This window comes from Mesorhizobium shangrilense, from assembly GCF_040537815.1.
Taxonomy (GTDB): domain Bacteria; phylum Pseudomonadota; class Alphaproteobacteria; order Rhizobiales; family Rhizobiaceae; genus Mesorhizobium; species Mesorhizobium shangrilense.
Genome location: NZ_JBEWSZ010000007.1, coordinates 90904 through 116115, shown reverse-complemented (window position 1 = coordinate 116115; position 25212 = coordinate 90904). Strand labels below are relative to the sequence as shown.

Genomic DNA, 25212 nt, shown 5'->3' with positions numbered 1-25212 from the left:
CAAAGGGGAACGACAAGGGCAAGGTCGAGGGCATGGTGAAGTATTGCCGCTCGAACTTCATGACGCCGATACCGGCGGCGGGCGAGCGTCGATGAGGCTTCGGTCTATCGTCTGCTCAGGGCGCACGACCTGATCAACAGTCCGGCCTTCATCGTCATGAAGGCTGCCAACGAGTTCAAATTGAGTCGTATGTACCAAACCGGCACACTATATATCGATGGTCGCCTGCACCTTCCCGGCAAGCCGGCGAGTGGAAGAGACCACCACGCTTTCGCCCAACAAAGGGAGAAGCGATAATGACGTTCAATGACTCAGCGGACTCAAAGCAGCTTTCAATACTGGCCACAGTGGTCGATGATTATTGCCATCAGGCCGGGATAGCAGTGGGTGATCCGGCCAGGGAACGTCTTGGCCGTCAAATCATCGAGTTGTTCCAAAGCGGCATGGATCAGCCAGACGAGTTGTTGTTGGCCCTAAACCATCACTACGACGAGTGGCTTGGTGAGGTTGGCCTGCCGTCGTCTTGTGCCGACCAAGCCGCATCGCTGATCTCTGGCGCTGCTCCCTCTCCTGCGGATCACCCGTCGATGTCGCCGCAACGCTTCCCCCAACGAAAAACCCCGCAGGAGCGGGGCTTCTAGTATTTTTCGGCGCGGGCTTATGGCTCCGCTGAAAACAGTGGCGGAGCAGTTAGGCGACAGGGCCAGCGTCTGCCGTTACGGCGAGTCAGGATATCGTTGCATCATCGCCGTTCCGAGCCGCGTCGAACGCGACCGGTCGATTGATGACGTTGCTGACGGCAGAACCAGCAAGTGTGCGCGTCACGGAAGCCGGAAAGCAGCGGTCGTTCAATTGCGGAATTCGGATGGAATTGTATCGACTCCGACTATCCTTGCACACCCTGCAAAGCTGCGCCGATGGCGCTTGCAAGGACGACAGGAAAACACCACTTATAGACTGATAGCGAACAAGCTGGAAACGTCGGTTCAAGTCCGACGGCCCCGACCAAATCGGGGTTTCGTCTAGGGTAGGACACCACACTTGGTAAACGCCGCTCCCTTCCGGTCGAGCGGCGTTTTCGTATCTTCTGTAAAAAGACAACAAACGGCCCGCATTGTGGAAAGGCTAGCCTTGTAGCGCTGGCTAGTGCGTCCGCAACTCGAACTTGATCAGGACTTGCATAAGCTGCCTGTCTGTCTCGTCACTTTCGCCATTTCCAGGTGACATCGGTGAGCGTTGCGAACTGGCTGCAATACCGTCTGAGCGGCAAGCGATGCGAGATTCCTCTGCTTGATAAGCGCTGACTAACAGGTTGTTTGCAATCTTTGGGGGATGCAGAAGCCCTTGAGGCCTGGGAAGTCGGAACCTGTCAGTGATCATGATGCACGGTGCCCAACCTCGGCATTTCTGAAGTGTCCGCATCAATCATTTGTTGTCAGCATACCGTGCGCGAGGTCTGAAACAAAGGAGCTCAAACGCTGCACCAGTGCCGCCCGCAGCACTTGAAACCATGCCCGGGTCTTCCATGTAATACGCGATAGCGCACATCTTTCCGAATGAGGAAGCGCCGGCAGATGAGTCTGCTCCCCACCAGCGATTCAACAGAGCATCGCCGTGCCGGCCATAGTTGGCCGGCAGCGTTAACAACAGAGCGTCTTCCTCTTCGTTGTCAGACGAAGGGAGATACACAATGGCAAAGGTCGTTTGCGTCCTCTATGACGATCCGGTCGACGGTTATCCGACAAAATATGCGCGGGACGGCTTGCCGAAGCTCGACCGCTATCCCGGCGGCCAGACACTTCCCACGCCGAAGACCATTAACTTTGAACCAGGGGTCTTGCTCGGTAGCGTGTCGGGCGAACTCGGTCTGAGGAAATTTCTCGAAGGCGCGGGCCACAGCCTGGTAGTGACCTCGGACAAAGACGGTCCCGACAGCATTTTTGAACGCGAACTCGTCGACGCCGAAATCGTGATCTCGCAGCCGTTCTGGCCGGCATATCTGACCGAAGAACGAATAGCCAAGGCAAGCAGACTGAAGCTTGCGATCACCGCCGGCATCGGATCCGATCATGTCGATCTTCAGGCCGCCATGGACCGCGGCATCACGGTCGCCGAGGTGACTTATTGCAATTCGATCAGCGTGTCCGAGCATGTGGTCATGATGATCCTGGGGCTCGTGCGCAACTACATCCCGTCCTACCAGTGGGTCGTGAAAGGCGGCTGGAATATCGCCGACTGCGTCGCACGCTCCTACGATATCGAGGGCATGCAGATCGGAACCGTCGGCGCCGGCCGGATCGGCAGCGCGGTATTGCGCCGGCTAAAGCCGTTCGACGTCAAGTTGCACTACACCGATCGCCACCGACTGGCTGAGGCGGTCGAGAAAGAACTTGGCGCCACCTTCCACCAGGATCCCGCATCCATGGTCGGCGTCTGCGACGTGGTCACGATCAATGCACCTCTGCATCCGGAGACGGAGAACCTCTTCGACGAGACGATGATCGCCAGGATGAAACGCGGCGCCTATCTGGTGAACACGGCGCGCGGCAAGATCTGCAATCGTGACGCCATCGCCCGCGCGCTGGAGAGTGGCCAACTCGCTGGCTATGCCGGCGACGTCTGGTTCCCGCAACCGGCTCCCAAGGATCATCCGTGGCGATCGATGCCGCATCACGGCATGACGCCGCACATTTCAGGATCGTCGCTCTCCGCCCAGGCGCGCTACGCCGCAGGCACCCGCGAAATTCTCGAATGCTGGTTCGAAGGCCGGCCGATCCGTGAGGAATATCTGATCGTCGATGGCGGCAAGCTCGCCGGCGCCGGTGCGCATTCCTACAGCGTGGGAGACGCCACCCGCGGTTCGGAAGAGGCAGCACGCTTCAAGGCCAGGAGTGATCCGAGCTAGATCGATTTCCGCTGCGCTCGACTCGGACGAGAACAAGACAAGGGTGACGTGGGGGCTGATCGACATGGGTCCTGCTGCCAAGGTTGACGAAAAGACCAAGGCCGAACTCAAGAAAAATTGGACGATGATGCTGGCCGGTTTGAAAAAGTCCGCTAAAGAAGATTGATGTGTCCGTGCCTCTGATTAGCGTTAACACGCTAGGGCGGAGCGGTTGGACAGGACTCATCCCAACCGGAACAAGTCAGCTTCCGCGCATGCATTCTCAAATTTCGTTGACTGACAAGTCTTCCCGATGTGTCCCGATCTGCCATCTATTCCCCCACGCATCCTGCATCATCGCTCGGCGGTCGCCATAAGGCGTGTCCTTAGGTTCCTCAATCGACTCTCCGCCCGCACCGATTGCACGCCGGTACGTTTCGTCAGTGTCTTCTACATACACATAGAGGAAAGCCGGCATTGCTTCGCGTTCGCCATCGCCGCTGACCATCACGATAGAGTCGCCAATCTTCATCTCTGCCGGCGCCCCAGTCCGATACTCGCCGGTCGCGTCGAATACGGTTTTGAGAAATTCGACCAAGCCCCTGACGTCGTCGGTGACGATTCTTGGTGTGACGGTGCGCCAGCCATCGGGCTGAAATTTGACCATGTGCTCACCCTATCAGTCAGCCACGACAGTTGCATGAGGGGCGAGGGGTTAGCCATGCTGCGCCTCGTAGGCTCTGCACGTTACCGGCGGATCGGCGCGGTTGGCGCTGCAGTCGTTCCTCGAGGGATCCTAAGCTTTCTGCCGCAAGTCGAACAAGACCGCGTGCTCGGGCTATAGGGCCAGGTTCGGTCCTCAGGGCGCTTACCCACGAAGGAACAGATGAATTTCCTGACCGGGATGTTCGGTGGACGGGTAGGGAGACCCATTGGCCGTGAAACCGCGAGCCGGCAAGATTCGCCGCATGGCGGCATTATTGCTGTGCGTTGTAGCGAACACGGCTGATCCGCTTGCGAATGACAGCGCCGCGTCGACGAGACGCCAGCCCAATTTATGACGGCGATGGCTTTCTGCGACGACCACATACACTAGTTCGACTGGGTAGGCGGCGGCGTCCGCATTTGATTTCGATTTGGCAAAGACGGCGGTTCGATAGTCCGGCTCTGGATTTTTAATCGCGGCAGTTCCGACCAGCTTCTTACCGTCATAGAGCATGACTAGGCCCCGCGCACCCTTGATGCGTTCAAGCAGCCCATAGTGGGAAACTTCGCCCTCCGAAACAACCAACTTGACAAAGGCATCGAGTTCTTTGTCGGAATATCCATGCGGGGGCCTGGCGGTCAACGAACTGAGATGTTGCATTGCTTGAGCATAGGTCACTCAGATTGAGGTCGCAAATTCATCGACACGGGCGGGCCGAGAGCGAGGCAATTTTCAGGCGTGAATTGCGCGCCGGCGCTCGCGGTCTCTCTCGGCGAGGCCCTCCGCGCCGCCGGGCTGCCCTAGTAACGGTGCAATTTACGATGCTTGCACAACCCGACAGCAGCGAACGTCTCCTTGTGGGCGCATCACGGTCACCGGTCCTTTGATCCGAAGGTCTGCTTCCACCCCTTGCAGACGGTCTGACTAGTTCTGTGCAAGAGCCGACTGAAAGTCCTTGGTGTTGTTGCGATTGGGATAGGACTGGTCCGGCACCGGCACACCGAGATGCAGGCAGATCGGCTTCCACCCATCTCCCAGATTGTGGACCAGCAGCCGACCCGGCGGCACTGTCGCAATGACCGCCCTTACATTGGCTTCGTAGACGGCTATGGCATTGGCGCGATCGTGCGGCCGGCCGCCGAAGACCTGCCTGGAGATCAAGGCAAGACCCAGCGACTCCTGATCCGTGCTCTGGCTGATGCCTGCCAGGATCGTTTTCTCGAAGCTTTTCCACCAGCTTTCCGGCGATCGGCATGTCAGGATGACCCGGGCGTCCGGGTAGAACTCAATCAGGTCACGCCAATAGTGCGCCGAGGGCCAGTCGATGCAGGACGCGTAGCCCGCAAACAGCTGGTTCCAGTCTGGTGCCGTGCCCTTCGCCAGCGCACGCCAAAGCCGCTTCTGGTCTTCATTGGCCATGACTTCGAACATGTGGTGACAGGGGCCGAAGCCGAGGATCGTCAGCGCCTCGCGCATCGAATCCGTTCCTGTCCGGCCAAAGCCCGTTCCGATTACCCTTATCGCCATTGTCCCCCCCGGGTTCAGGCCTACAGCCGTCAGATCAGTCGCTTGCGAGCACCATCCGCAGGCGGTTTCCCTCAGGGTCGGAGAGGTCCAGCGCCCCGTCCGTTTGTAGCGAGGGCACGTGCGCATCGCCGAGACGTCGCGCGACGGCCGCGAGGTCTTCCCGGGTGGGAAGCACGACGGTAAAATGCTCCAGACCTGCCGCGCCGAGCGGTGGCTCCTTCAGCTCGTCGCGAGCCCAGATGTTGAACGCCACCATGTGTGGGCGTTCCTCGGTGCCGCAGTCGAACAGGCCAAACGTTGCAGACTGGATATGTGGCCTGAAGCCAAGCACGCTGAGGTAGAACGCCATCAGCGTTTCGGGCGACCGCGCGCGCATATGAATGTGACCGATGAAGGTATCCGCCGCCAGCGGAACTTTGACACGGTCCGCCGGGTCGAGCTGCCGCAGCAATCGATCGATATCCAGAGGTTCGAGCCCGGAATGCCTTGTGCCGTCCTTGGCGACAAGCGAAACACCGCCGCCAGCCATCTCTTCCCTAGAAGCGAAGCGCCCGGGCGTGTCGAAGCAGATCTCGATCCCGTTGCCGGAAGGGTCGGAAACGTAAAGGGATTCCGAGATCAGGTGATCCTGGGCGCTGTGCCTCAGGCCGGAGGCCCGCAGCCGGGCGGCGACTCGGGCCAATTCCTTGCGTGTCGTGACATGGATGGCGACATGAAAAAGATCGCGAGACTTTGACGGCAGGACGGTTGCTGCCCCGGCGTGCAGCACAATAAGGGTCTTGCCGTCGACGCCGAATTCGGCGATCCCGCCGTCCCTGGTCAGGGTCGAGAGGCCGACCACGTCACGCCAGACCGGTAAGGCGGCTGGAATGTCGACGACGCGCAGATGAACTGGGCCGAGACGGGTGGTGTTGGCCAGAATTTCTTGGCTCTTCATCGGCCGTTGTCTCCCTGCAGCGCTGGAACATTAGCTGCGAAAGATATGCCTGTCTTGCGCATAGTTCGGGTCGACCGCTCCCGGGCGCGTATTCGACTGTGGTAGCCGGGCCGTTGCCGCCCTTGCTGTCATTTTTGCGATAGCCGGCGGATGGGGGAGCAGATGGACAAGGCAGGCGCGGAGCACCGCTACGAGGACTGGGACAACCTCAACGCGGAGCAGGATGCGCTCGGCGCCTTCGAGCCCGTCATGACGCATTCCTTCGGAATTGATCCGCGGGACGGCCGGCCCGTGATGTTCCACTCTCAGATGATCTGCGACCTAGCGACCGTCGTCGACATCGGTGAGTCGTGATCGACGAGCCTAAGCACATATTGAGGCCGACCGCTGGCTCTCCGCCCCAATGCCGCATCGTGGAGGTGGTGCGTCGCTACCGCGTAGGGTGGTCGTGGCATGAGTGCCGATGTCCGCTTGGGTCAAAGTCGACATTCAGCCGGCAGGCAAATCAAGCTAACAGAGTAGCCGAGAATTTCGTCCAGTTCAGATCGCCACCGTGCACTGGTGGCTCTGAATCAGGTGCTTCTGCAAACGGTGAAGGAAGTCCCCAGACCGCCCTTTGGATCTTGTAGGGCTCTACGGGGCCGGTGAAGCCGCCCCTACGGTTGGGTAGCGACTGCGCGAGACCGGATGGCCATCGCTAGTTCTCCGCATGGCTAAAGACCACAGCGCCGTTGTCGTTACGAACTTCAACGGCGACGATTCCATCGTCACCTTTTCGGGTCTGGAACATCGAGATTGCATGGTCTTTCGCAGTCTTCTCGGCGTCGAACGTCTCCTTGTCGACGATGCCCTGTCTTCCGTACCAGATGACAGTGAAGGCCATTTTTGGTCGTTCCTTTGCGCCAAGCATACAGGAATTCAGGGCGGTAGGGGATGAAAGCACGGTGCCACATTCAAGCATTGGCGCTCCACAGGGCCGGTGAACTAGCCGCATCTGGACTCCAAACGGCAAGAGGTCGCATTCTGCCCTGGGGGAAGAGGGGCGTGGACAAGCACCCCTACGACAATCGCTCTGGACAGTGGCGCAAGGGTACCGCCGGCAAACGCCGTCGTCGTTCTGGCAACCCGTCGTGGTGGGTGTCCATCTTTGCGGGCGGCGCATTCCTGGCCGGCTTGCTGACCCTTGAAATCGGCCCACCTCTCGTAGGCTGCAACATCAAGGGCAATATCAGCTACAACACAGGCGAGCGCATCTACCATGTTCCCCGGACAGGAATATTACTGGCAGACACGTATAAGCCTTTGGAAGGGGGAGCGGTGGTTTTGCTCTGAAGCGGCCGCCCGCAAAGCTGGCTGGCGGAAATCGAGACCGGCCTTTTTATTGAGCATATGAGCCCAGTACGAAGACGCCAAGTGGCGCGCTCGCCCAGTGTTACGACGCTGAGCTGAAGATCCACATGCAACGCTAGTTGCGAAGCGTCTCTTCGCTCAGCTGTCCGCAGTAGTGAGCGATGACGTCTTAAAGAGTGAGGTAGTTCGAGTCAGACACGGGGCGCTATTGCGTTGATGGAGTTCTTGATCGGCGACCGCCCTTGGCTACCAAGCTGCGTCTCTTCGTTGCCATCGATCGGACGTCCAAGTTCGCCTATGCGCAATTGCACGAGACGGCGGGCAAGATGGCGGTGGCCCAGTTCCTTCGTGACCTGATCGCGGCCGTGCCCTATGCAATCCATACCATTTTGACCGACAACGGCATCCAGTTCACGAGCCAGGAACGCCACCGCTACGCCTTCGAGCACATCTTCGATCGCGTCTGCGACGAACATGGCATCGAGCACAGGCTCACAAAGATCAAGCATCCCTGGACGAATGGTCAGGTCGAGCGGATGAACCGAACCATCAAGGAAGCGACCGTCAAGCGCTTCCACTATGACGATCACGATCAACTGCGTCAGCACCTTGCAGACTTCGTCTCAGCCTACAATTTCGCGCGCAGGCTCAAGACCCTCAAAGGCCTTACACCCTACGAGTTCATCTGCAGGAGCTGGACAAAAGAGCCCGAACGTTTCAGGCTCGACCCCATCCATCAAATGCCGGGCCTAAACACTTAGGAGGCCGACCGTTCTGCGCCGCATTTTGGCCATTGAACTTAGCTCGGCCATCGCCACAAGCGGACATTACGGTCGACCTCGTTTGGGGTCGCGATTGAATATCAGAAATGCCCTAAGCGAACTTCGATGCACCAGATTGTAGTATCGGAGTTTGGCCACAGCAGACTGGCTGCCCTCGGCAAGTCCCTCTTACCGGTGAAATCTTGCGCTATACACCACCCAACTAGGCCCGCCGGATTTTGATTGCCTGCGACTCTACCTCTGGAACGCTAGCTTGAAAAGTCTGCCATTCGTGCGGCAGGTTTCGCTCCCAGCGGAAGAAATCCTGCAGTAGCCAATTTCTGTCGGGCATTGCAATTTCCGACATTGGCGGGAGGACTCGGTTCCAACCCGCATCGCCACTTGCCGACGCGAGCACGGCCTTCACCGACGCCGGGAAAGGCTGTCTCGAAAGAATGGCGTCGCCACTTAGGAGCAACGGCACCAGCTTGCGGCGATCAAAAGCGGTCGGCGCGTCCAACATGGCGCGCATCAGGCGTGGCATCGCGTTGCCAAGGCCACATATGGTGCCGCGTGCGCCCGCCGCCAGCGCCTGCGGCAGATGGATTTCCGAACCGGTATAGATCGACAGGTGCGAGAAGCGGCGGATCAGGGCCTCGGTATAATCAAGATCGCCGCCGCTGTCCTTCACGCCGGTAATGATGCCCGGATAGGCCTCGTCCAGCCTGCGGATGATGCGCGGCGTCAGCGGCACGCCGCAAATATCGGGGAAATGATAGAGGCATAGTTTCAGGTCGGCCCGCGCGATGTGGTCGATCACGGTGGCGTAGAACCGAAAGGTGCCGTCCTCGGTGATGCCACCGCGATAGACGCAGGGCGGCATCAGCAGCAGGCTGTCAACAGCATAGTTGAGCGCATGATGCGCCAACCTAACAATGTCGGGGATCGACAGCGCGCCGACCGACACGATAAGCCGCTCCGGCGCGATGCCCGAGCCAATGATGCCGTCGAGCCCTCCCATCCGGTCCTCGGCTGAGAACTCTGTGCCTTCGCCGGTAGTGCCGAACAATGCGATGCCGTCGCAGCCAGCCTCGAACAACATGCCGATATGCCGCACGAGCATCCCGACATCGGGGTGAAGGTCGGCCGTCAATGGCGTTGCCGCCGCCACCATGAGGCAATCGGTCCTCGGCAGAGCAAGGGTTTTCATCAAAGCATTCACTCGCGTTCGCGGGAGCTGGCGAGCTCCGTCGATCAAACAAATGATGATTGATTGCCTATTGTCAACATTCAGCTTGACGATTTGTGGCGAGAGTGAAAACATCTGCTTGTCAGGTCGCGCGCCATCTAAGGCGCACCAAACAGCGACGCAGGAGGGGAAGAACATGAGCAGACAGGAGACTTCATTTCTCAATCGAGCCGTTGGCCGCCGCACGGTGGTTGCCGGCGCCCTCGGCGTCTTGGCGGCGCCCTTTGTCTCGCGCCTTGCGCTTGCGGCGGGCAAGGTCATCCGGGCGTCGACGCCGGGTCCCGATACCGAATGGCAATCGAAGGCACTGCAGGCCTTCAAGGCGCAACTCGACAAGTCGATGCCGGGCGCTTTCGATGTGCAGCTGCACTACAATGGCACGCTGTTCGCCCAAGGGTCGGAAATCGAGGCCATGCAGCGCGGCAATCTGGAAGTTGCGCTGACGTCACCGTCCGATATCGCGGAGTTGATCCCGGAATACTCGATCTTCACCACCGGTTATCTGTTCCGCGATGCCAAGCACCTTGACGCGGTCTATGACGGCGAGGTCGGCAAGGAATTCAAGGACAAGGTGGCGAGCGACCTGAAGCTGCAGATCGTCAGAAGCCAATACCTTGGCACACGTCATGTCATCCTGCGCACGCCCCGCACCGTCAAGGTGCCGACGGATCTCAAGGGCGTGAAGCTGCGCATGCCTGGCTCGGATGCCTGGCAGTTCCTTGGCAACGCGCTGGGCGCCAGCGCCACGCCACTGGCTTTCGAAGAAGTCTATCTGGCAATGCAGACAGGCACGATCGACGGGCTCGAAAACCCGCTGCCGGACGCCATGGCGTCGAAGTTCTACGAGGTGTCGAAGCAGGTCGTGCTGACCGGTCATCAGGTGGCGAATGTCTTCTTCACCATGCCGAAACCATTCTGGGACGGGCTGAGCGAAGACGAGAAGAAAGCGGTCCTCGCCGCCGAGGATGCGGCCAAGAAGGTAAACGACGACGGCGTGATCGCGACGGAGAATGACGGCAAGGCCTTCTTCGAGGCGCATGGCAACACGGTGACGACCCCGGATGTCGACGCCTTCCGCAAACATGTGCTGGATGCCTTCGTCAATTCAGATTTTTCAAAGAATTGGCCAAAGGGCATGCTCGACCGTATCGGCGCCGCTTAAGACCGGTCGATGGGGAATCTCGCAGTCATCTGGAGACGGTTCGCGGAGTCGGTGAGCGTCGTGGCTTTTGCCCTGATGTTCTCCGGCTTCGTGATCGGGATCTTCGCCCGCTACGTTTTCAACGCGCCGATCGCCTGGTCGAATGAGCTCTGTGTCATCGGCTATGTGTGGATCGTGTTCTGGACCAGCGACATACTGCTCAAGGAGCGGCAGCACATCGTCTTCGACGTGATCTATGGCTGGTTTCCACCCGCCGGGAGACGTGCTGTCGCAATCTTCATCAGCCTGTCGCTGGCGCTGGTATTCCTCGCCGCGATCCCAGGGACATACGACTACATTTCCTTCCTCGGCCGCCGCCGGTCGATGCTGTTGCATGTCCCCCTGCAACTCGTCTTCGGCTGCTTTCTCATCTTCGTCGTCGCGGTCGTCGTCAATGCGTTACGCCGGCTTTGGCAGCTTTTTCGGCCAGGCTGGGAACAGCATCTCTAGGAACCACTCATGTCCTTTGCAGCCGAAGTGATGTTCGTCCTGTTCTTTATCTGGACGTTCATCGGAATGCCGCTGGGCTATGCCATGCTTGCATCCGGCATCGTCTATTTCCTGATTACCGGCCAGGACATCGGGCTGGTGGCGAGCCAGAGCCTCAACGGCATCTATGGCGATTTCGTCATGCTGGCCGTGCCGCTGTTCATTTTTTCGGCGGAACTGATGAACGCGGGCGAAATGACCGACAAGATGTTCGGCTTCGCCAGCCTGCTGGTCGGCCGGTTCCGCGGTGGGCTGGCCCACGTCAACATCATTGCCAGCGTCATCTTCGCGGGCATGAGCGGCAGTGCGCTGGCCGATGCCGCGGGTCCCGGCAAGATCTCGATCGACATGATGATCAAGGCCGGCTACCGGCCGGGTTTCGCGGGCGCGCTGACGTCCACATCGGCCATTCTCGGCCCAATCATTCCGCCTTCCATCCCGATGGTGCTCTACGGCGTCGTCACCAACACGTCGATCGGCTATCTCTTCCTCGGTGGCGTCCTGCCGGGCCTGTTCCTGGCCCTGGTGATGATGGGGGTCGTGGCGGTTCAGGCACGGCTGCAGAATTTTCCGACGCAACCCAAGCCGACGCGTGCCGAAGCCATAGCCGTGACCCGCGACGCCGGGCCGACGCTGCTGCTGCCAGCCATCCTGCTGGGCGGAATCTATTCCGGGGCGGTCACGCCGACCGAGGCCGCGGCGGTCGCCTCCTTCGTCGCCCTGATGCTGGCGGTGTTCTGGTACCGCACCATGACGCCCCGCAAACTATTCGAGGTGCTTCGGGAATCTTCCAAGTCGACCGCGATGGTCGCCGTCACCATCGCCGGTGCCGTGGTGATGAACTATATCGTGGCGGCCGAGCAGCTACCCGAAATGCTCGGTGTGTGGATCGCATCGCTGCACATGGGCCCGACCATGTTCATGTTCGCGGTCACCTTGCTCTTCATCGTCCTTGGAGCACTGTTCGATACGCTGCTGCTGCTGCTGATTGTCATACCGATCCTGATGCCCACCGTTCGCGAACTCGGCATTGATCCGGTCTATTTCGGCGTCGTCTCGACGGTGAACATGATGATCGGCCTGATCCATCCGCCGATGGGGCAGGTGCTCTATCTCGTCTCCGGCATCACCGGGATCAAGGTCGGCGCCATCCTGCGGGAAATCTGGGTCCTTCTCGGCATGATGATCGTGGCGCTCTTCGTCCTCGTCTTCGTTCCCCACATCACGCTCTGGCTGCCGGAAATGGCTGGCTACGTGACGGAGGGGGTGTTCCATTGAACCAGTTCAGGATTTGCACATGCCGGCCATGAAGGAGCTCGTTAAGGGCACCGACCGCTATCGCCACTACATCAATGGCGAGTGGGTGGATTCCACCGTCAAGGAATGGATCGATGTCGAGAACCCGGCGACGCAAGCGATCATCGCCTCCGTGCCCAGAGGCGGCGAGGATGACGCCGACCGCGCACTGGTCGCCGCTCGCGCCGCCCAGCCGGCGTGGGAGGCACTGCCGCCGGCCACACGCGGCCAATTGCTGAAGGATCTCGCGCGGCTGATCCTCGAAAACCGCGAGCGCCTTGCGCGCATCGTCGTTGCCGAACAGGGCAAGCCGATCCAGGAGGCGCGCGGCGAGATCGAGGGCGCAGCACTCTATCTCACCTATGCCGCGGAAGAGGCCCGCCGCATCACCGGCGATATCATACCCTCGGATATGCCCGATGAGCAGATCTGGATCCAGCGTGTCGCCCACGGCGTCGTGATCGCCCTGACCGCCTGGAACTATCCTGCGGCGCTGATGTGCCGCAAGATGGGACCGGCGCTGCTGGCGGGAAACACCATAGTCATCAAGTCGCACGAGGGCACACCGATCTCGGCGCTGGAGATCGCGCAACTATCGTCGCAGCTCGACTTCCCGCCCGGTGTCATCAATGTCGTCAGCGGCACCGGCGAGGGAATAGGTGCGGCACTGGTGCGCCATCCCATCCCGCGCCTGATCACGCTCACCGGCAGCGTGCGCGCCGGCAAGGAAATCTTCCGCGCCGCAGCCGACGACCTGAAGCTGCTGCGGCTCGAACTCGGTGGCAAGGCGCCGTTTGTCGTGGCCGAGGATGCCGACATCGGCGCCGCCGTCCGTGCCGCGGTGCTGTCCCGTTTCGAGAATTGCGGCCAGATCTGCATCTGCAACGAACGCATGTATGTGCACCGGCGCGTTGCCGAGGAGTTCCTGGACAAATTCACCCGCGCGGTGAAGGCCCTGAAGGTCGGCGATCCCACCACGATGGTCGATGTCGGGCCGAAATTCAGCGGCATGGAACTCGACAAGGTCGAACGCATGGTCGATGCCGCACGCGCTGCCGGCGCGGAAGTGCTGACGGGAGGTCGGCGCCTGACCGATGGCGAGTTCGCGCGCGGGCACTGGTACGAACCGACGGTGATGACGGTCGCCGATAACCAGATGCGTATCATGCAGGAGGAAGTTTTTGGCCCCGTGGTGCCGGTGATGACGGTCGGCGATTTCGACGAGGGTCTGCGGCTCGCCAATGAATCGAACTACGGCCTTTCGGCCTATGTCTTCACCAAGGACATGCGCCGGGTGATGCGCCTGGTGCGCGAGCTGAAGTTTGGCGAAATCTACGTCAACAGGCCGGGCGGCGACGCCGTGCATGCGTATCACGCCGGCATCCGCGACAGCGGCATCGGCGGCGAGGACGGCAAGTATGGGCTCGACGCCTACTTCCAGAAGAAGACCGTCTACGTCAACTACGCTTGAGTTCCCGTTGGGCAGGGGCGCGGTCCTGTCGGCAAGGCATTGCGCCTTTGCCGGCAGGACCGTAAATCTGGCCGCAACGGCGCAGGCGGTGCGATGAGTTTTGCCGATGAATTGCAGCGGTTCGGGCTGCTTCTGCCCAAGGGCCGGCCGACGGTCGTGCTTGCCGGCACGGCGGAAGAGATAGATCGGCTTTATCCCACTGTGGATGCCGCGCTCAGACAGCGTGCCGAGTATCGTCTTGTCCTGGCCGCCGCCGGTGGCGTTGATGGATTGCGCAAGCGCTATCCGCACGAGATCGTGCTGCCCGTTCCGCATTCCGTCTTCATGCAACATTGGCAACGGCGACTGGATGCGGTCCTGTTGATCGGCCCGACTTGGCTCGCGAGGAGTGGGCCTGCGGGGTTTCTCGATAACAGCCAGCTCACGACGTCCTCGATGCTTGCGACGATGCTGCCGCCGCCGCTGGCCTTGTCGAGGAAGTCGTCCTTCACCGGTACATTCTTGATCGACCTGTTCGGCGGTCGGCGCATCGCTTCGCTGGATGGTCTTGCCGAAAGGCTCGAAAAGCCAAGAACGATTATCTGCCTTGGCAACGGGCCGTCATCCGAAGACCAGAGGCTGGCGGATTTCGGCGATGCCGCGCTGTTCAGGGTCAACTGGAACTGGCGGGGACGGGGCTGGATGACCGGTCCGGGCGTGGTGTTCACCGCCGATCCCGATCTTCCCGGTCCTGAGGCACGGCCGGTCATCGTGTTTCCAACGGCGGCTGTCGGCCGACCCATCTTGTCTCGCCATATCAGGGCGATGCGCCCGCCATCGGCTGGCTATGCCTTTCTTGATGAATTCGATCCGTCCCTAACCGATCTTTCCGGGCCGATGATCCCGACCAACGGCGCGCTGATGATTGCAATTGCCGCCGCGCTCAAACCCGAGCGCATCGTGGTTGCGGGAATGGACCTCTACCAGCACCCTGACGGACGCTATCCCGGCGATGCCGAGGCGCTCGGCGGTTATTCTCGCGAACACAGCGCCGAGATCGATCTGGATCTGATCCGCACCGCACTGCGTGGCTTTGCCGGGGAGACGATCATCCTCAGCGACAATCTGCGCGAGGCGCTGGCGGCGTGCTAGGCTGCCTGCAGGGACAGATGGTCCAGACGAGCGAAAGCTTCAGGATGCCTTTTCGCGAATGGGCTTGGCGCTGCCGCCTTGCTTCAGCAGTTTCGCCAGAAGCTTGACCTCGGCGTCGTTATGATTGCGCGCGAGCTTTTCGGCACGGTCGGCATCGCCGGCGATCACCGCTTCGATCAATGCCTTGTGCTCGGCGATCAACTCCTCATAGTCGTTGGGCAGGAAGCCCGACTGCACCATGTGGAAGCGAACCTGCTGGACGATGAAGCGGTGCTGTTCAGCCAGGCGCTTATGCTTGGCGAGTTCGATTATAGCGGTATGCAGGTCGAAATCGATGCCTGTCGCGTCCTGGAAACGGCCCTCTCGAATGGCGTGAAGGAGGTCGTCGGCGATGCCGCGCAGGCGCGCGCCATCCGCTTCGGTCACGTTAGCCGCGGCAAGGCGCGCGCCCAGCCCTTCGAGCGCGCCGCGCAGCGTATAGATTTCCCAGGCATCGACCGTGGAGGTGCCTGACACTTCCCAGCGCGTGAAGGCGACCTGCTGGACAAGTCCCTCGTTGGCCAGTTGCGCCAGCGCCGAACGCACGGTTCCGCGGCTGACTTCGAGCTCCTCGGAAAGCTGGGTCTCGAGCAGGCGCTCGCCAGCGGGAAGTACGCCTTCCAGAATATGCGAGCGGATCTGGTCGGCGGCTCTGCGATCGAGCAGCCGCTTTTCCGACTTGAGACTTGTAAGCTTTGTCATCAAACGACTCATGGCCACGGATGCCCCTTCATATTCCGCCGCTCATGGCCACGCAACCTGCATTGCTGACAATTAACGATCTTGCCTAGTGGCGATGTGCGGTCTCGTTCCCATGCCTATCGCTTCGATCAAAATTTATGTTTGCTGATTGCTGACAATCAAGCAAAACTGTGTTTGATTGACGTCCGACAGGAGTGGGTGATGGCGCAAGTGAAAAGTGCGGTGCTGCAGCTGAAGCCCGGCGACGAGGTGGCGGTTGCGCTGCGCGACATCTTTGCCGGCGAAGTTCTGGCCCCGTTCGACCTGCGGGCGGCCGCCGCTATCCCCTTCGGCCACAAGGTAGCGCTTCGCCCACTGGGGCAGGGCGAAGTCATCCATCGTCTCGGCCAGCCGATCGGCCTCGCCACCAGCGCGATTGCCGCCGGGTCGCATGTGCACCTCCACAATATGGGTTTCGAGGCGTCGATGGCCGGGCATGCCATCGGCACGCGGCTGTCGAATGCGCCTGCCAGGGAGCCTTCGGATATCCCGACCTTTGAAGGTTATCTGCGCGCCGACGGCAAGGTCGGCACGCGTAACTATGTCGGCGTGCTCACCTCGGTGAACTGCTCGGCGCTCGTGGCGCGGATGGTCGCCGATCATTTCCGCGATCCGGGCCGGCTGCTGCCCTATCCGGGCGTCGATGGCGTGGTGGCGCTGACGCATAAATCCGGCTGCAGCGTCGCCGACGGTTCGATGTCGATGAAGATGTTGCGCCGGACCCTGGCCGGCTACGCGCGGCACCCGAATTTTTCCGGCGTGCTGCTTGTCGGGCTCGGTTGCGAGGACAACCAGATCGACCAGTTGATCGAGGAGGAAAAGCTCGAACTCGGCGACGGCCTGGCCAAGCTGGTGATGCAGGAAACCGGCGGCACCCGTTCCAGCATCTCGCGCGGCATTGAGATGGTCGAAGCCATGCTGGAAAAGGCGGCGACGAAACAGCGCCAGAAGATTCCGGCGGGTGAAATCATGGTCGGCCTTCAATGCGGCGGCTCCGACAGTTTTTCCGGAATCTCCGCCAATCCGGCGCTGGGTGCAGCGGTCGACCGGCTCGTCGCCTGCGGCGGCACCGCCATCCTGGCGGAGACGCCGGAAATCTATGGCGCCGAGAACCTGCTGCTGGAACGCGCCGTTAGCGACGAGGTCGGGCAGAGGCTGATCGGCCTGCTCGAATGGTGGGACGAGTACACCAGCAGGGAGCCGCAGGGCTTCGACAACAACCCGTCGCCGGGCAACAAGGCGGGTGGGCTGACGACCATCCTGGAAAAATCGCTGGGCGCCGTGGCCAAGGGCGGCACCACCAATCTCGTCGAGGTCTACGGTTATGGGCGGCCCATCGACAAACGAGGCCTGGTGTTCATGGACTCGCCCGGCTTCGATCCGATGTCGGCGACCGGCCAGGTGGCGAGCGGCGCCAATCTCATCGCCTTCACCACCGGGCGCGGCTCTTGCTTCGGCTGTCGGCCCGCGCCCTCGGTCAAGCTTGCCACCAATTCCGAGATGTTCGCCCGCATGGAAGAGGACATGGACATCAATTGCGGGACGATCCTCGACGGCGACTGTTCCATCGAAGAGATGGGCGAGGTGATCTTTCGCGAGATGATCGCCACCGCTTCGGGCAAGGCAACCAAGAGCGAACTGCTCGGCTATGGCGACGACGAGTTCGCGCCCTGGCACGTCAACGCATGGCTATAGATCAGAGGAGAAATCATGCCGACAATCAGTGTCAGGCTGCTCAAGGGACGCAGCATCGACCAGAAGCGGGAGTTCGTCGAGGTGGTGACGCGCGAGGCTGCCCGCATCCTGAAATGTGGGCCTGACGCGGTCGAGATCGTCTTCGAGGATGTCGAGAAGCACGACTGGGGCATCGGCGGGAAGCTGGTGGCTGACAAGTAGCTGGCCATGCGCCGGACAGGGCGGCTCAGCGTCGACATAGGCGGTACCTTCACCGATCTCGTGCTGCTTGCAAGCGATGGGCTGACCTTCTCGGCCAAGGTCAGTTCGACGCCTTCTGTGCCCGAGGACGCGGTGATATCGGGCATGGCCGTAGTCCTCGCTGCGGCCGGCATGGCGCCCGCGGCGCTGACCGAAGTGCTGCACGGCACCACGGTTGGCTCGAACACGCTCCTGCAGAAGCTTGGCGCGCGCACCGGCCTGATCACAACCAGGGGCTTTCGCGACGTGCTGGAGATCGGGCGGTTGCGCACGCCCGGCATGTTCGATCTGACATGGGACAAGCCCGAGCCTCTGGTTGCCAGGCGCTACCGCCTGGAGGTGGCCGAACGCACGCTTGCCGACGGCTCCGTCAGCATTCCGCTACACGCGGATGATGTGCTCTCGGCCGGCGCCTTCTTCCAGGCCGAAGACATCGAATCCGTCGCCATCTGCTTCCTCAACTCCTACAAGAACCCCGAGAACGAGCGCATCGCGGCGCGCATCTTCTCGCAGGCGTTTCCACGGATTGCCCTGACCGCATCCGTGGATGTGCTGCCGGAAGCCGGAGAATACGAGCGGACCTCGACCACGGTCGTCAACGCCTATGTCCTGCCTGCGCTGCGCGGATACCTCGACCGCCTGGAAAGCAAGTTGCGCGTTGTCGGCGTGACAGCCCCGTTGCTGATCGGCAATTCCAATGGCGGGCTCTCCGCATCCGCCACCGCACGGAAGAATCCGGTATTCTTCATCTCATCCGGCCGCTCTTCCGGTGCCGTGGGCGCCGAACGCCTTGCCGCCGTCATCAAGGAGCCGAATCTTGTCGCCTTTGATATGGGCGGGACGACGGCCTCGGCCGCCCTTGTCCATCGCGGCGTGCTGAGCCGCACCCATGAATATGAATTCCGCACCGGCATGTCCGTGCCGTCACGCTTCATCAAGGCCGGCGGCTACATGATGCGGGTGCCGACGGTGGATGTGGCCGAGGTCGGCAATGGCGCGGGCTCGATCGCGGCTATCGATGCGGCGGGCCTGCTGACCGTCGGGCCGCTTTCAGCGGGCGCGGCTCCTGGTCCCGTCTGCTATCGCTTGGGCGGCTCGCGACCGACGGTAACCGACGCCAATGTCGTGCTGGGCTACCTGCCGCCCCGGCTGGCCGGCGGCTCTCTGAAGCTGGATGTCGAGGCGGCGCGTGAAGCGATTGGCAAGACGCTCGGCGCACCGCTTGGCCTTTCCATCGAGGCCGCTGCCTATGGCATCCGCGAGATCGCCAACGCCAACATGGTTCGAGCCATCCGCGCCGTCACCGTCGAGCGTGGCCTTGATCCGCGCGAGCTGACACTGCTCGCTTTCGGCGGCTCCGGCCCGGTACACGCTTGCGACCTGGCAAGGACACTCGGCATCGTGCGCGTGGTGTTTCCGCCGGCGCCCGGCGTGTTCACGGCGATGGGCATGCTTGCCGGCGACGTCGAGCATCATGAACTGCGATCGGCACAGGCAAGGCTTGATCGTCTGGACCCGTCGCAAGTCGCGGCGCTCAGGCAGGAGATGCGCGTTGCCGCGACGGAGGCTCTGGTCGCGCAGGGTTATGCGGCGGACACAGTGATCTGTACCGAGCAGATCGACCTGCGGCTCGAGGGCCAGGATGCGTCGCTGTCCATCCCGTTCTCCGGCCCGTTTGACACTGCATCGCTGCGACCGGCCTTCATCGCGGCTTACCGCAACACCTACGGCTACACGCCGATCGATGCGGTGGAAGCCGTGGCCTTGAGGCTGCACGCGCAGGCCCGTGTCTCCGCCCCACTCGATTTCACCGCGCTGAAAGCCGCGCTGACGGAAGTCGATCGGGGCGAGGAAAGGCGCATGGTGCATTTCGGGCGCATCACGGCCACCGAAACACCGATCACAAGGCGCGAGGCGGTGACGGCTACCGTGGCTGGGCCGGTGATCATCGAGGGCGCGGACACGACCATCGTCATTCCACCGAGAGCGTGGGTCGAACCCGATGCGACCGGCAGTCTCGTCGCGACCTTGGAGGCCGCCTCGTGAGCGTCACCGATCCCATCACCTTCGCCGTCATCAAGTCCGGCCTCGACACCATCGTCGACGATATGGCCTATGCCGTTATGCGCACGGCGCGCTCGCCGATCGTGCGCGACGTGCTCGACTATTCGGTGACGATCTGCGATGCCAAGGGGCGCATCCTTAGCCAGGCCAAGACGGTCGCGCTGCATCTTGGTGCCGTACCCGATGCGATGGACGTGATCATCGAGCGCTTTCGGGACGACATGTTCCCGGGCGACGTGATCGTGCTCAACGATCCCTATGACGGCGGCATGCATCTTCCCGACATCTTCATGTTCAAGCCGATCTTTTCTAGCGAACGCCTGCTCGGCTTTTCGGTAGTCATCGCCCATCATTGCGATGTTGGCGGTCGCGTGCCCGGATCGAATGCCTCCGACTCGACCGAGATCTTCCAGGAAGGTCTCCGCATCGCGCCGATGAAGCTCTACGAGCGCGGCATCCCCAACAAGACGCTGTTCAAGATCATCGAGAAGAATGTGCGGCTGCCCGATCTCGTGCTCGGCGACCTCGATGCGCAATACGCCACCTGCAATATCGGCGAGCGCGAAATGCTCAGCCTGTTCGCACGCCACGGCGATGAACTGGATGTCTATTTCGACCGGCTGATCGACTATGGCGAGGAGCTGACGCGTAAGGCGATCGCCGGCTGGCTGGATGGGGACTATACCTTCACCGACTACATCGACGGCGATGGTTTCTCGCCGGTACCCATTCCGATCGTCTGTCGGATCACTGTCAAGGGTGACCATCTGTGGGTCGACTTCACTGGCTCATCGCCGCAGGTGAAAGGCGCGATCAACGCGACGCTTTCCTTCGTCAAATCCTCGACCTATCTCACTATACGCTGCGCGCTCGACCACGATGTACCCAACAATGCCGGTGTCTACCGCTGCATCACGGTGACGGCGCCTGAGGGCTCGATCTTGAACCCGACCATGCCGGCGCCTGTCGCGGCGCGGGCGCTGACCGGCTATCGCGTCGTCGATACGGTCATGGGCGCGCTGGCGCAAATCACACCGAAGCGGCTGATGGCGGCGGGCGAGGGCGGCAACACGGTGGTCGCTATCGGTGGCTACCACGGGCCGGAGCGCAAACCGTTCGTCTTCGTCGACATGATCAACGGCGCCTGGGGCGGCCGATCGGACAAGGACGGCATCGAGGGCATCACCAATCCCAGCCAGAACATGTCGAACCTGCCCATCGAGACCATCGAGGCACGCTATCCCTTGCTGATGGAAGAATATTCGCTGCGAGTGGATTCCGGCGGCGCCGGGCAGTATCGCGGAGGCCTCGGGTTGAACAGGCAATACCGGTCGCTGGCGGACACCGCCGTCCTGCAATTGCGTGCCGACCGTCACGAGCATCCACCCTACGGGCTGTTCGGCGGCCGGCCGGCGGCCAGCTCGAGGAACCTGATCAAGCAGGGCGACGAATGGCGCGTGTTGCCGGCCAAGGTGACGCTGGAGATCGGCAAGGACACGGTCATCCGCCACGAACAGGCGGGCGGTGGTGGCTGGGGCGATCCGGCGCGTCGCGATCCCCGGGCGATCGCGACGGACCTGCGCAACGAGAAAATCACCGCCGCGAGCGCGGCTGCCGATTATGGGACCAACGGGTGACTCAGCCAGCCCATGAATCCATTCGACTTCAACGAAGCGGGCAAAACGTCCGCGAGCAAGAGGAGATCAAGACATGACCTGGACCGGCCTTTTCCCCGCGGTTACCACCAAGATGCAGGCATCGGGATCGATCGATCTGCCGGCCACCCAGGCAAGCATCGATCGTCAGATCAAGAACGGCGTCTCGGGCGTCATCATCTTGCCGATGCTGGGTGAAAACGCCACGTTGACGCAGCAGGAGCGCGACGCCGTCGTCGCGGCGGCGAGCGAGGTTGTCGCGGGCAGGGTGCCGCTCCTATCAGGTCTGGCAGAACTGTCGACCGATAATGCCATCGCCGCGGCGCGGAACTATCAGAAGCTCGGCGCGCAGGGCCTGATGACCTTTCCAAGTCTTGCCTACCGCACGGATCGCCGTGAAACGGTCGCATGGTACAAGGCCGTCGCCGAGGCGAGCGATCTGCCTGTCATGATCTACAACAACCCCATTGCCTACAAGGTGGATGTCGATGTCGAAACCCTGAAGGCGCTGGTCGATGTACCCGGTATCGTCGCCATCAAGGAAGAGACAGGCGACATCCGGCGCGTAACCGACCTGTTCAACGCCTTTGGCGACCGCTTCGACATCTTCTGCGGCGTCGACGATCTCATCCTTGAAAGCCTTGCGCTCGGCGTCGTCGGCTGGGTGTCCGGCATGACCAATGCATGGCCGGCAGAGTGCGTGTCGTTATTCAACATGGCACGCAACGGTGACTTCGCGGGGGCACTTCCTTTGTACCGATTGATGACGCCGGCATTCCACCTCGATACCGACGTTAAGCTGGTCCAATACATCAAATTTGTTGAGCACTTGGTCTATGGCGCTCCAGAACATGTCCGAAGGCCACGTTACCCGATCACCGGTGAGGAACGATCGAAGGTGGAAGAGATAATTCGACGGACGATTTCGGATCTGGCCAACCTAGTCCCCTCTTGAAAGTTGATATCTGGTCGTCGTTTTTGGATCAGAAGCCAACATTGGTCAGCGTCGACGGCAGCCAAAAAAGGCTCCGGCATCCAGGTGAAGACGCGCCAAAAGACGTCGCGAAGCAGCTTGACTATGTAAAGAATTTCATCGCCGTCGGCGTCGACGCCCTCAAACGCGCGGTTTGGGTCGGCGTGATGCTGTTCGCGCCGACCTGAAGTCCGCTTTCAAGACACCTGACTCCAAGAGTTGACCGTCCGCATTTGGTGCGGTGGACGGCTCTCCTCCCTCCCTGCGGTATGATCGCGGGATTAGAGCTGGAGGAGCGCTATGATGAGCAACGTTACGACGATCGGTCTAGATATCGCGAAGTCCGTGTTTCAGGTCCACGGCGTGGATGCGGCTGGTGAGGTTGCCGTCCGCAGAAAGCTTACGCGTGGGCGCGTGCTGGCATTCTTCAAGAGCCTGCCGCGATGCCTGGTCGGGATCGAGGCGTGCAGTTCGTCGCATTATTGGGCTCGTGAGCTCATCGCACTTGGCCACGATGTGCGGCTGCTGCCGGCACAGTATGTGAAGCCATATCTGAAGCGGCAGAAGAACGACGCTGCAGATGCAGAGGCGATCTGTGAGGCGGTGACCCGGCCGACGATGCGCTTCGTGCCGGTGAAGTCGCCCGAGCAACAGAGTGTGATGATGCTGCATCGGGTTAGGTTGATGCTCAACCGCCAGCGCACACAGATATCTAACGCGTTGCGGGCGCACCTATCCGAGTTCGGGATCGTGGCGCCGATCGGACGCAATGGAATCGAGCAACTGCTCACCGTCATCAACGACGAGAACGACGCGAGGATACCCGCTGACGCACGGCTTTGCCTGCAAATGCTGGAGGCACAGCTCCGGGTCGTAAAGGAACAGATCCTCGAAAACGATCGCCGGGTCCGGGCGAGTGCGCGAGAGACCGAGCTGGGTCGTAGGTTGATGGAGATTCCAGGCGTCGGCCCGCTGCTGGCGAGTGCGTTCGTCGCGACCGTCGCCGATCCGCACGCATTCAAGTCGGGGCGATGCCTTTCGGCCTGGATCGGACTCGTGCCAAAGCAGAACTCGAGCGGGGGCAAGGAGAAGCTCGGCAGCATCTCCAAAGCCGGTAATCGATATCTACGCCAGTGGCTCGTCGCCGGCGCAATGGCGGTCATCCGCTATGCTGAGCGGAACGGGACCAGGCGGCCATGGCTCGTGCAGTTGATGGCACGACGAACGACCAAGGTCGCGGCGGTTGCGCTGGCTAACAAGACAGCCCGCATGGTCTGGGCGTGGATGACCGGCGGCGAGCGCTACAGGGAGCCGGTCATCGCATAGAACGAAACAAGGCGCGCGATCGCCGACGAGGTTGGAAAAGGCGGACAGGAGCTAATGCACAAAGCCGGTTGAAACCGCCGGATCAGGAGAACCCACTGGGGCCGTGCACTTCGAGTGCGAGCTTTCGATCGGGACTGAGCCGCGCGAACGGCATTATGGCCAGCGGCACATGACAGGCCGCACCTATAGGTCGGAAACATGGCCGCACCAACCAGCAACTGCAAAGTCTCAAAGACCCCTTGCCAACGGAGAGCCGTCCATACACGGCCCCAAAGCGGTCATTGGAGGCGAAGCGAAGTCGAGTCGCGGCATCAGTGTGAACACGGATGACACCGGCGCAACGGCTTCGAAATCCGCGGCCATCATCCGCGCAGACGCCGATCTGGATCAGGTCGTCGATTCCGTCCGCTGGGACGCTTTCTACCATGCCGGACAGATTTGCTCAGCGCTGTGTCGCGCCATCATCCACGAAGATGTCTATGACGAGCTTGTTGAGCAGCTTGTTACAGAAAGAACTAAAATGACGCGCGAAGCAAACCCCATGACAGCGGGCATTGGACACTTAAAATCTTAGGTTGCCATCATCCCCACCGGGAAGGGGGATTCAACCATAGCGGAGGACCATTCGAAGCTTGTCAAAGTCGGCGCTGCGACGCGCGAAGGTACATAACCAACCACGATTTACGACCGACCGATCACCTAATCTCACGCAGTAACGGCCCCTGACGGCGGCTTGGAAATCACGTTCGTCGCCAAAAGCATGTATGCCCGTGAGCGCGAGGCATCTCAGTATCGATATACGATGATCCTCTCCGCTGTCCATCCTGAATGGAAAAGATCGACAGCGATGACCCGCCGTCAACCGTTCAGGTCCTGAGTGAGAGCGGGATCGTCTTCGAGGCATTCCGGACAGACGTAGGCGTACGGCTCGACCAAGATGTGCACCGTCGCCGGCCGCTTGCACCTGTCGCATCCGGCTTCCGGAGACGTGAAAGAGAAACCTGGCTCAAAGGCGACATGGCGGCTGAACAACTGCTCCGACACACCGTCGAAAGCACGGCCAGATCGTCGACGCCTATTCGCAAGGCCCTTGGTCCGGATGCCGACGGCCCCATCCGAACGATCGCGGCGATGATATGTGATCGATGAGGACCGCATTCATCTCATCGGGCATCGAGAGGCTGCTCGCCTCAGGCCCGGGAGCCAGCGCTTTCTGACAAACCCTCGATCGCGGTCCTGCCCTTCGAGAATTGAGCGGCGATCCAGCGCACGACTACTTCGCTGACGGCATGGTGGAGGAGATCACCACGGCTCTATCGCGCATGCACTGGCTCTTCGTCACCGCTCGCAGTTCGAGCCTCGCCTGCTAGGGCCATCCCGACAATGTAAACTAGGCCGGAAGCGCATACGTTCTCACAGGCAGTGTTCAGCCCTCCGTCTCGCTGGGTGACCCCATAGCGATGAACGCTCTTCTGGA

23 protein-coding genes and 3 pseudogenes are annotated in these 25212 nt (G+C 61.1%); 19 read left to right on the top strand and 7 right to left on the bottom strand.

Going from position 1 to position 25212, the window contains the following annotated elements; all coding sequences use genetic code 11:
* Positions 1 to 75 precede the first annotated feature (75 nt).
* From ABVQ20_RS40580 to ABVQ20_RS34885, 3 genes and pseudogenes are all read left to right on the top strand, one after another.
* Positions 76 to 213, top strand: a pseudogene (locus ABVQ20_RS40580) (IS3 family transposase); the annotation flags it as partial.
* An 83-nt stretch (positions 214 to 296) separates the two neighbouring features.
* On the top strand, positions 297 to 641 hold the full coding sequence (locus tag ABVQ20_RS34890; RefSeq protein WP_354464368.1) for a hypothetical protein: 345 nt from the start codon (positions 297 to 299) through the stop codon (positions 639 to 641).
* A gap of 1049 nt (positions 642 to 1690) precedes the next feature.
* Entirely contained in the window at positions 1691 to 2905 is a 1215-nt protein-coding gene (locus ABVQ20_RS34885; protein WP_354464367.1) for an NAD-dependent formate dehydrogenase, read from the top strand.
* A gap of 262 nt (positions 2906 to 3167) precedes the next feature.
* Here the strand turns inward: ABVQ20_RS34885 and ABVQ20_RS34880 are convergent, their stop codons facing one another.
* From ABVQ20_RS34880 to ABVQ20_RS34865, 4 genes are all read right to left on the bottom strand, one after another.
* The gene (locus tag ABVQ20_RS34880) at positions 3168 to 3551 is read right to left on the bottom strand and encodes a VOC family protein (RefSeq protein WP_354464366.1); all 384 of its coding nucleotides are present in this window, start codon (positions 3549 to 3551) and stop codon (positions 3168 to 3170) included.
* Between the two features lie 201 nt (positions 3552 to 3752).
* Positions 3753 to 4268, bottom strand: a complete 516-nt coding sequence (locus ABVQ20_RS34875) for a GNAT family N-acetyltransferase (protein ID WP_354464365.1) — start codon at positions 4266 to 4268, stop codon at positions 3753 to 3755.
* A gap of 246 nt (positions 4269 to 4514) precedes the next feature.
* A complete protein-coding gene (locus tag ABVQ20_RS34870; protein WP_354464364.1) occupies positions 4515 to 5117 on the bottom strand; it encodes a sulfotransferase family protein in 603 nt (200 codons plus the stop codon).
* Between the two features lie 34 nt (positions 5118 to 5151).
* A complete protein-coding gene (locus tag ABVQ20_RS34865) occupies positions 5152 to 6054 on the bottom strand; it encodes a VOC family protein (protein WP_354464363.1) in 903 nt (300 codons plus the stop codon).
* Positions 6055 to 6216: 162 nt separating this feature from the next.
* On the opposite strand from ABVQ20_RS34865, the gene ABVQ20_RS34860 reads away from it, so the two are divergent.
* The gene (locus tag ABVQ20_RS34860) at positions 6217 to 6408 is read left to right on the top strand and encodes a hypothetical protein (protein ID WP_354464362.1); all 192 of its coding nucleotides are present in this window, start codon (positions 6217 to 6219) and stop codon (positions 6406 to 6408) included.
* A gap of 343 nt (positions 6409 to 6751) precedes the next feature.
* On the opposite strand, the gene ABVQ20_RS34855 is transcribed toward ABVQ20_RS34860, so the two are convergent.
* Positions 6752 to 6937, bottom strand: coding sequence for a hypothetical protein (locus tag ABVQ20_RS34855; RefSeq protein ID WP_354464361.1), 186 nt, complete (start codon positions 6935 to 6937; stop codon positions 6752 to 6754).
* Positions 6938 to 7098: 161 nt separating this feature from the next.
* Between ABVQ20_RS34855 and ABVQ20_RS34850 the strand changes: the two are divergent.
* Both ABVQ20_RS34850 and ABVQ20_RS34845 read left to right on the top strand, forming a co-directional pair.
* Positions 7099 to 7447: pseudogene (locus ABVQ20_RS34850) on the top strand (sunset domain-containing protein).
* Positions 7448 to 7655: 208 nt separating this feature from the next.
* Positions 7656 to 8165: pseudogene (locus ABVQ20_RS34845) on the top strand (integrase core domain-containing protein); the annotation flags it as partial.
* 223 nt (positions 8166 to 8388) lie between these two features.
* Here ABVQ20_RS34845 and ABVQ20_RS34840 read toward each other — a convergent pair.
* On the bottom strand, positions 8389 to 9489 hold the full coding sequence (locus tag ABVQ20_RS34840) for a dihydrodipicolinate synthase family protein (RefSeq protein ID WP_354464360.1): 1101 nt from the start codon (positions 9487 to 9489) through the stop codon (positions 8389 to 8391).
* 61 nt (positions 9490 to 9550) lie between these two features.
* Between ABVQ20_RS34840 and dctP the strand changes: the two genes are divergently transcribed.
* The 5 genes from dctP (at position 9551) to ABVQ20_RS34815 (ending at position 15002) form a co-directional block, all read left to right on the top strand.
* The gene (gene dctP, locus ABVQ20_RS34835) at positions 9551 to 10576 is read left to right on the top strand and encodes a TRAP transporter substrate-binding protein DctP (RefSeq protein WP_354464359.1); all 1026 of its coding nucleotides are present in this window, start codon (positions 9551 to 9553) and stop codon (positions 10574 to 10576) included.
* 9 nt (positions 10577 to 10585) lie between these two features.
* Positions 10586 to 11065 carry a TRAP transporter small permease gene (locus tag ABVQ20_RS34830; RefSeq protein ID WP_354464358.1) on the top strand — a complete coding sequence of 160 codons (480 nt, stop codon included), beginning with the start codon at positions 10586 to 10588 and terminating at the stop codon, positions 11063 to 11065.
* A 9-nt stretch (positions 11066 to 11074) separates the two neighbouring features.
* Complete coding sequence (locus ABVQ20_RS34825) at positions 11075 to 12382, top strand: TRAP transporter large permease (protein ID WP_354464357.1); 1308 nt, start codon at positions 11075 to 11077, stop codon at positions 12380 to 12382.
* A 19-nt stretch (positions 12383 to 12401) separates the two neighbouring features.
* Complete coding sequence (aldA, locus tag ABVQ20_RS34820) at positions 12402 to 13871, top strand: aldehyde dehydrogenase (RefSeq protein ID WP_354464356.1); 1470 nt, start codon at positions 12402 to 12404, stop codon at positions 13869 to 13871.
* A 93-nt stretch (positions 13872 to 13964) separates the two neighbouring features.
* Complete coding sequence (locus ABVQ20_RS34815; protein ID WP_354464355.1) at positions 13965 to 15002, top strand: hypothetical protein; 1038 nt, start codon at positions 13965 to 13967, stop codon at positions 15000 to 15002.
* Positions 15003 to 15041: 39 nt separating this feature from the next.
* Here ABVQ20_RS34815 and ABVQ20_RS34810 read toward each other — a convergent pair whose 3' ends face one another.
* Positions 15042 to 15743, bottom strand: a complete 702-nt coding sequence (locus tag ABVQ20_RS34810; RefSeq protein WP_354464354.1) for a GntR family transcriptional regulator — start codon at positions 15741 to 15743, stop codon at positions 15042 to 15044.
* A 201-nt stretch (positions 15744 to 15944) separates the two neighbouring features.
* Between ABVQ20_RS34810 and ABVQ20_RS34805 the strand changes: the two genes are divergently transcribed.
* The 8 genes from ABVQ20_RS34805 to ABVQ20_RS34770 all read left to right on the top strand — a co-directional run bounded on the left by ABVQ20_RS34805 (position 15945) and on the right by ABVQ20_RS34770 (position 24309).
* Positions 15945 to 17477 carry a UxaA family hydrolase gene (locus ABVQ20_RS34805; protein ID WP_354464353.1) on the top strand — a complete coding sequence of 511 codons (1533 nt, stop codon included), beginning with the start codon at positions 15945 to 15947 and terminating at the stop codon, positions 17475 to 17477.
* A gap of 15 nt (positions 17478 to 17492) precedes the next feature.
* Complete coding sequence (locus ABVQ20_RS34800; protein WP_354464352.1) at positions 17493 to 17678, top strand: 4-oxalocrotonate tautomerase; 186 nt, start codon at positions 17493 to 17495, stop codon at positions 17676 to 17678.
* 6 nt (positions 17679 to 17684) lie between these two features.
* Positions 17685 to 19763 carry a hydantoinase/oxoprolinase family protein gene (locus ABVQ20_RS34795; protein ID WP_354464351.1) on the top strand — a complete coding sequence of 693 codons (2079 nt, stop codon included), beginning with the start codon at positions 17685 to 17687 and terminating at the stop codon, positions 19761 to 19763.
* The gene (locus ABVQ20_RS34790; RefSeq protein WP_354464350.1) at positions 19760 to 21418 is read left to right on the top strand and encodes a hydantoinase B/oxoprolinase family protein; all 1659 of its coding nucleotides are present in this window, start codon (positions 19760 to 19762) and stop codon (positions 21416 to 21418) included. Before ABVQ20_RS34795 ends, ABVQ20_RS34790 begins: the two co-directional genes overlap by 4 nt.
* Positions 21419 to 21491: 73 nt before the next feature.
* Positions 21492 to 22391: a dihydrodipicolinate synthase family protein gene (locus tag ABVQ20_RS34785; protein ID WP_354464349.1), complete on the top strand. Its 900-nt coding sequence runs from the start codon at positions 21492 to 21494 to the stop codon at positions 22389 to 22391.
* A gap of 41 nt (positions 22392 to 22432) precedes the next feature.
* The gene (locus ABVQ20_RS34780) at positions 22433 to 22597 is read left to right on the top strand and encodes a hypothetical protein (protein WP_354464348.1); all 165 of its coding nucleotides are present in this window, start codon (positions 22433 to 22435) and stop codon (positions 22595 to 22597) included.
* 115 nt (positions 22598 to 22712) lie between these two features.
* Positions 22713 to 23735, top strand: coding sequence for an IS110 family RNA-guided transposase (locus tag ABVQ20_RS34775; protein WP_354464347.1), 1023 nt, complete (start codon positions 22713 to 22715; stop codon positions 23733 to 23735).
* A 316-nt stretch (positions 23736 to 24051) separates the two neighbouring features.
* Positions 24052 to 24309, top strand: coding sequence for an aldehyde dehydrogenase family protein (locus tag ABVQ20_RS34770; RefSeq protein WP_354464346.1), 258 nt, complete (start codon positions 24052 to 24054; stop codon positions 24307 to 24309).
* Positions 24310 to 25212 lie beyond the last annotated feature (903 nt).

What these genes read in the sequence shown, in the direction of transcription:
- ABVQ20_RS34795 (WP_354464351.1), top strand. Translation starts at nt 17,685, where the DNA reads ATGCGCCGGACAGGGCGGCTCAGCGTCGACATAGGCGGTACCTTCACC.
- ABVQ20_RS34885 (WP_354464367.1), top strand. Translation starts at nt 1,691, where the DNA reads ATGGCAAAGGTCGTTTGCGTCCTCTATGACGATCCGGTCGACGGTTAT.
- ABVQ20_RS34805 (WP_354464353.1), top strand. Translation starts at nt 15,945, where the DNA reads ATGGCGCAAGTGAAAAGTGCGGTGCTGCAGCTGAAGCCCGGCGACGAG.
- dctP (WP_354464359.1), top strand. Translation starts at nt 9,551, where the DNA reads ATGAGCAGACAGGAGACTTCATTTCTCAATCGAGCCGTTGGCCGCCGC.
- ABVQ20_RS34855 (WP_354464361.1), bottom strand. Translation starts at nt 6,937, where the DNA reads ATGGCCTTCACTGTCATCTGGTACGGAAGACAGGGCATCGTCGACAAG.
- aldA (WP_354464356.1), top strand. Translation starts at nt 12,402, where the DNA reads ATGCCGGCCATGAAGGAGCTCGTTAAGGGCACCGACCGCTATCGCCAC.
- ABVQ20_RS34865 (WP_354464363.1), bottom strand. Translation starts at nt 6,054, where the DNA reads ATGAAGAGCCAAGAAATTCTGGCCAACACCACCCGTCTCGGCCCAGTT.
- ABVQ20_RS34825 (WP_354464357.1), top strand. Translation starts at nt 11,075, where the DNA reads ATGTCCTTTGCAGCCGAAGTGATGTTCGTCCTGTTCTTTATCTGGACG.
- ABVQ20_RS34860 (WP_354464362.1), top strand. Translation starts at nt 6,217, where the DNA reads ATGGACAAGGCAGGCGCGGAGCACCGCTACGAGGACTGGGACAACCTC.
- ABVQ20_RS34815 (WP_354464355.1), top strand. Translation starts at nt 13,965, where the DNA reads ATGAGTTTTGCCGATGAATTGCAGCGGTTCGGGCTGCTTCTGCCCAAG.
- ABVQ20_RS34800 (WP_354464352.1), top strand. Translation starts at nt 17,493, where the DNA reads ATGCCGACAATCAGTGTCAGGCTGCTCAAGGGACGCAGCATCGACCAG.
- ABVQ20_RS34870 (WP_354464364.1), bottom strand. Translation starts at nt 5,117, where the DNA reads ATGGCGATAAGGGTAATCGGAACGGGCTTTGGCCGGACAGGAACGGAT.
- ABVQ20_RS34810 (WP_354464354.1), bottom strand. Translation starts at nt 15,743, where the DNA reads ATGACAAAGCTTACAAGTCTCAAGTCGGAAAAGCGGCTGCTCGATCGC.
- ABVQ20_RS34785 (WP_354464349.1), top strand. Translation starts at nt 21,492, where the DNA reads ATGACCTGGACCGGCCTTTTCCCCGCGGTTACCACCAAGATGCAGGCA.
- ABVQ20_RS34880 (WP_354464366.1), bottom strand. Translation starts at nt 3,551, where the DNA reads ATGGTCAAATTTCAGCCCGATGGCTGGCGCACCGTCACACCAAGAATC.
- ABVQ20_RS34840 (WP_354464360.1), bottom strand. Translation starts at nt 9,489, where the DNA reads ATGTTTTCACTCTCGCCACAAATCGTCAAGCTGAATGTTGACAATAGG.
- ABVQ20_RS34890 (WP_354464368.1), top strand. Translation starts at nt 297, where the DNA reads ATGACGTTCAATGACTCAGCGGACTCAAAGCAGCTTTCAATACTGGCC.
- ABVQ20_RS34830 (WP_354464358.1), top strand. Translation starts at nt 10,586, where the DNA reads ATGGGGAATCTCGCAGTCATCTGGAGACGGTTCGCGGAGTCGGTGAGC.
- ABVQ20_RS34775 (WP_354464347.1), top strand. Translation starts at nt 22,713, where the DNA reads ATGAGCAACGTTACGACGATCGGTCTAGATATCGCGAAGTCCGTGTTT.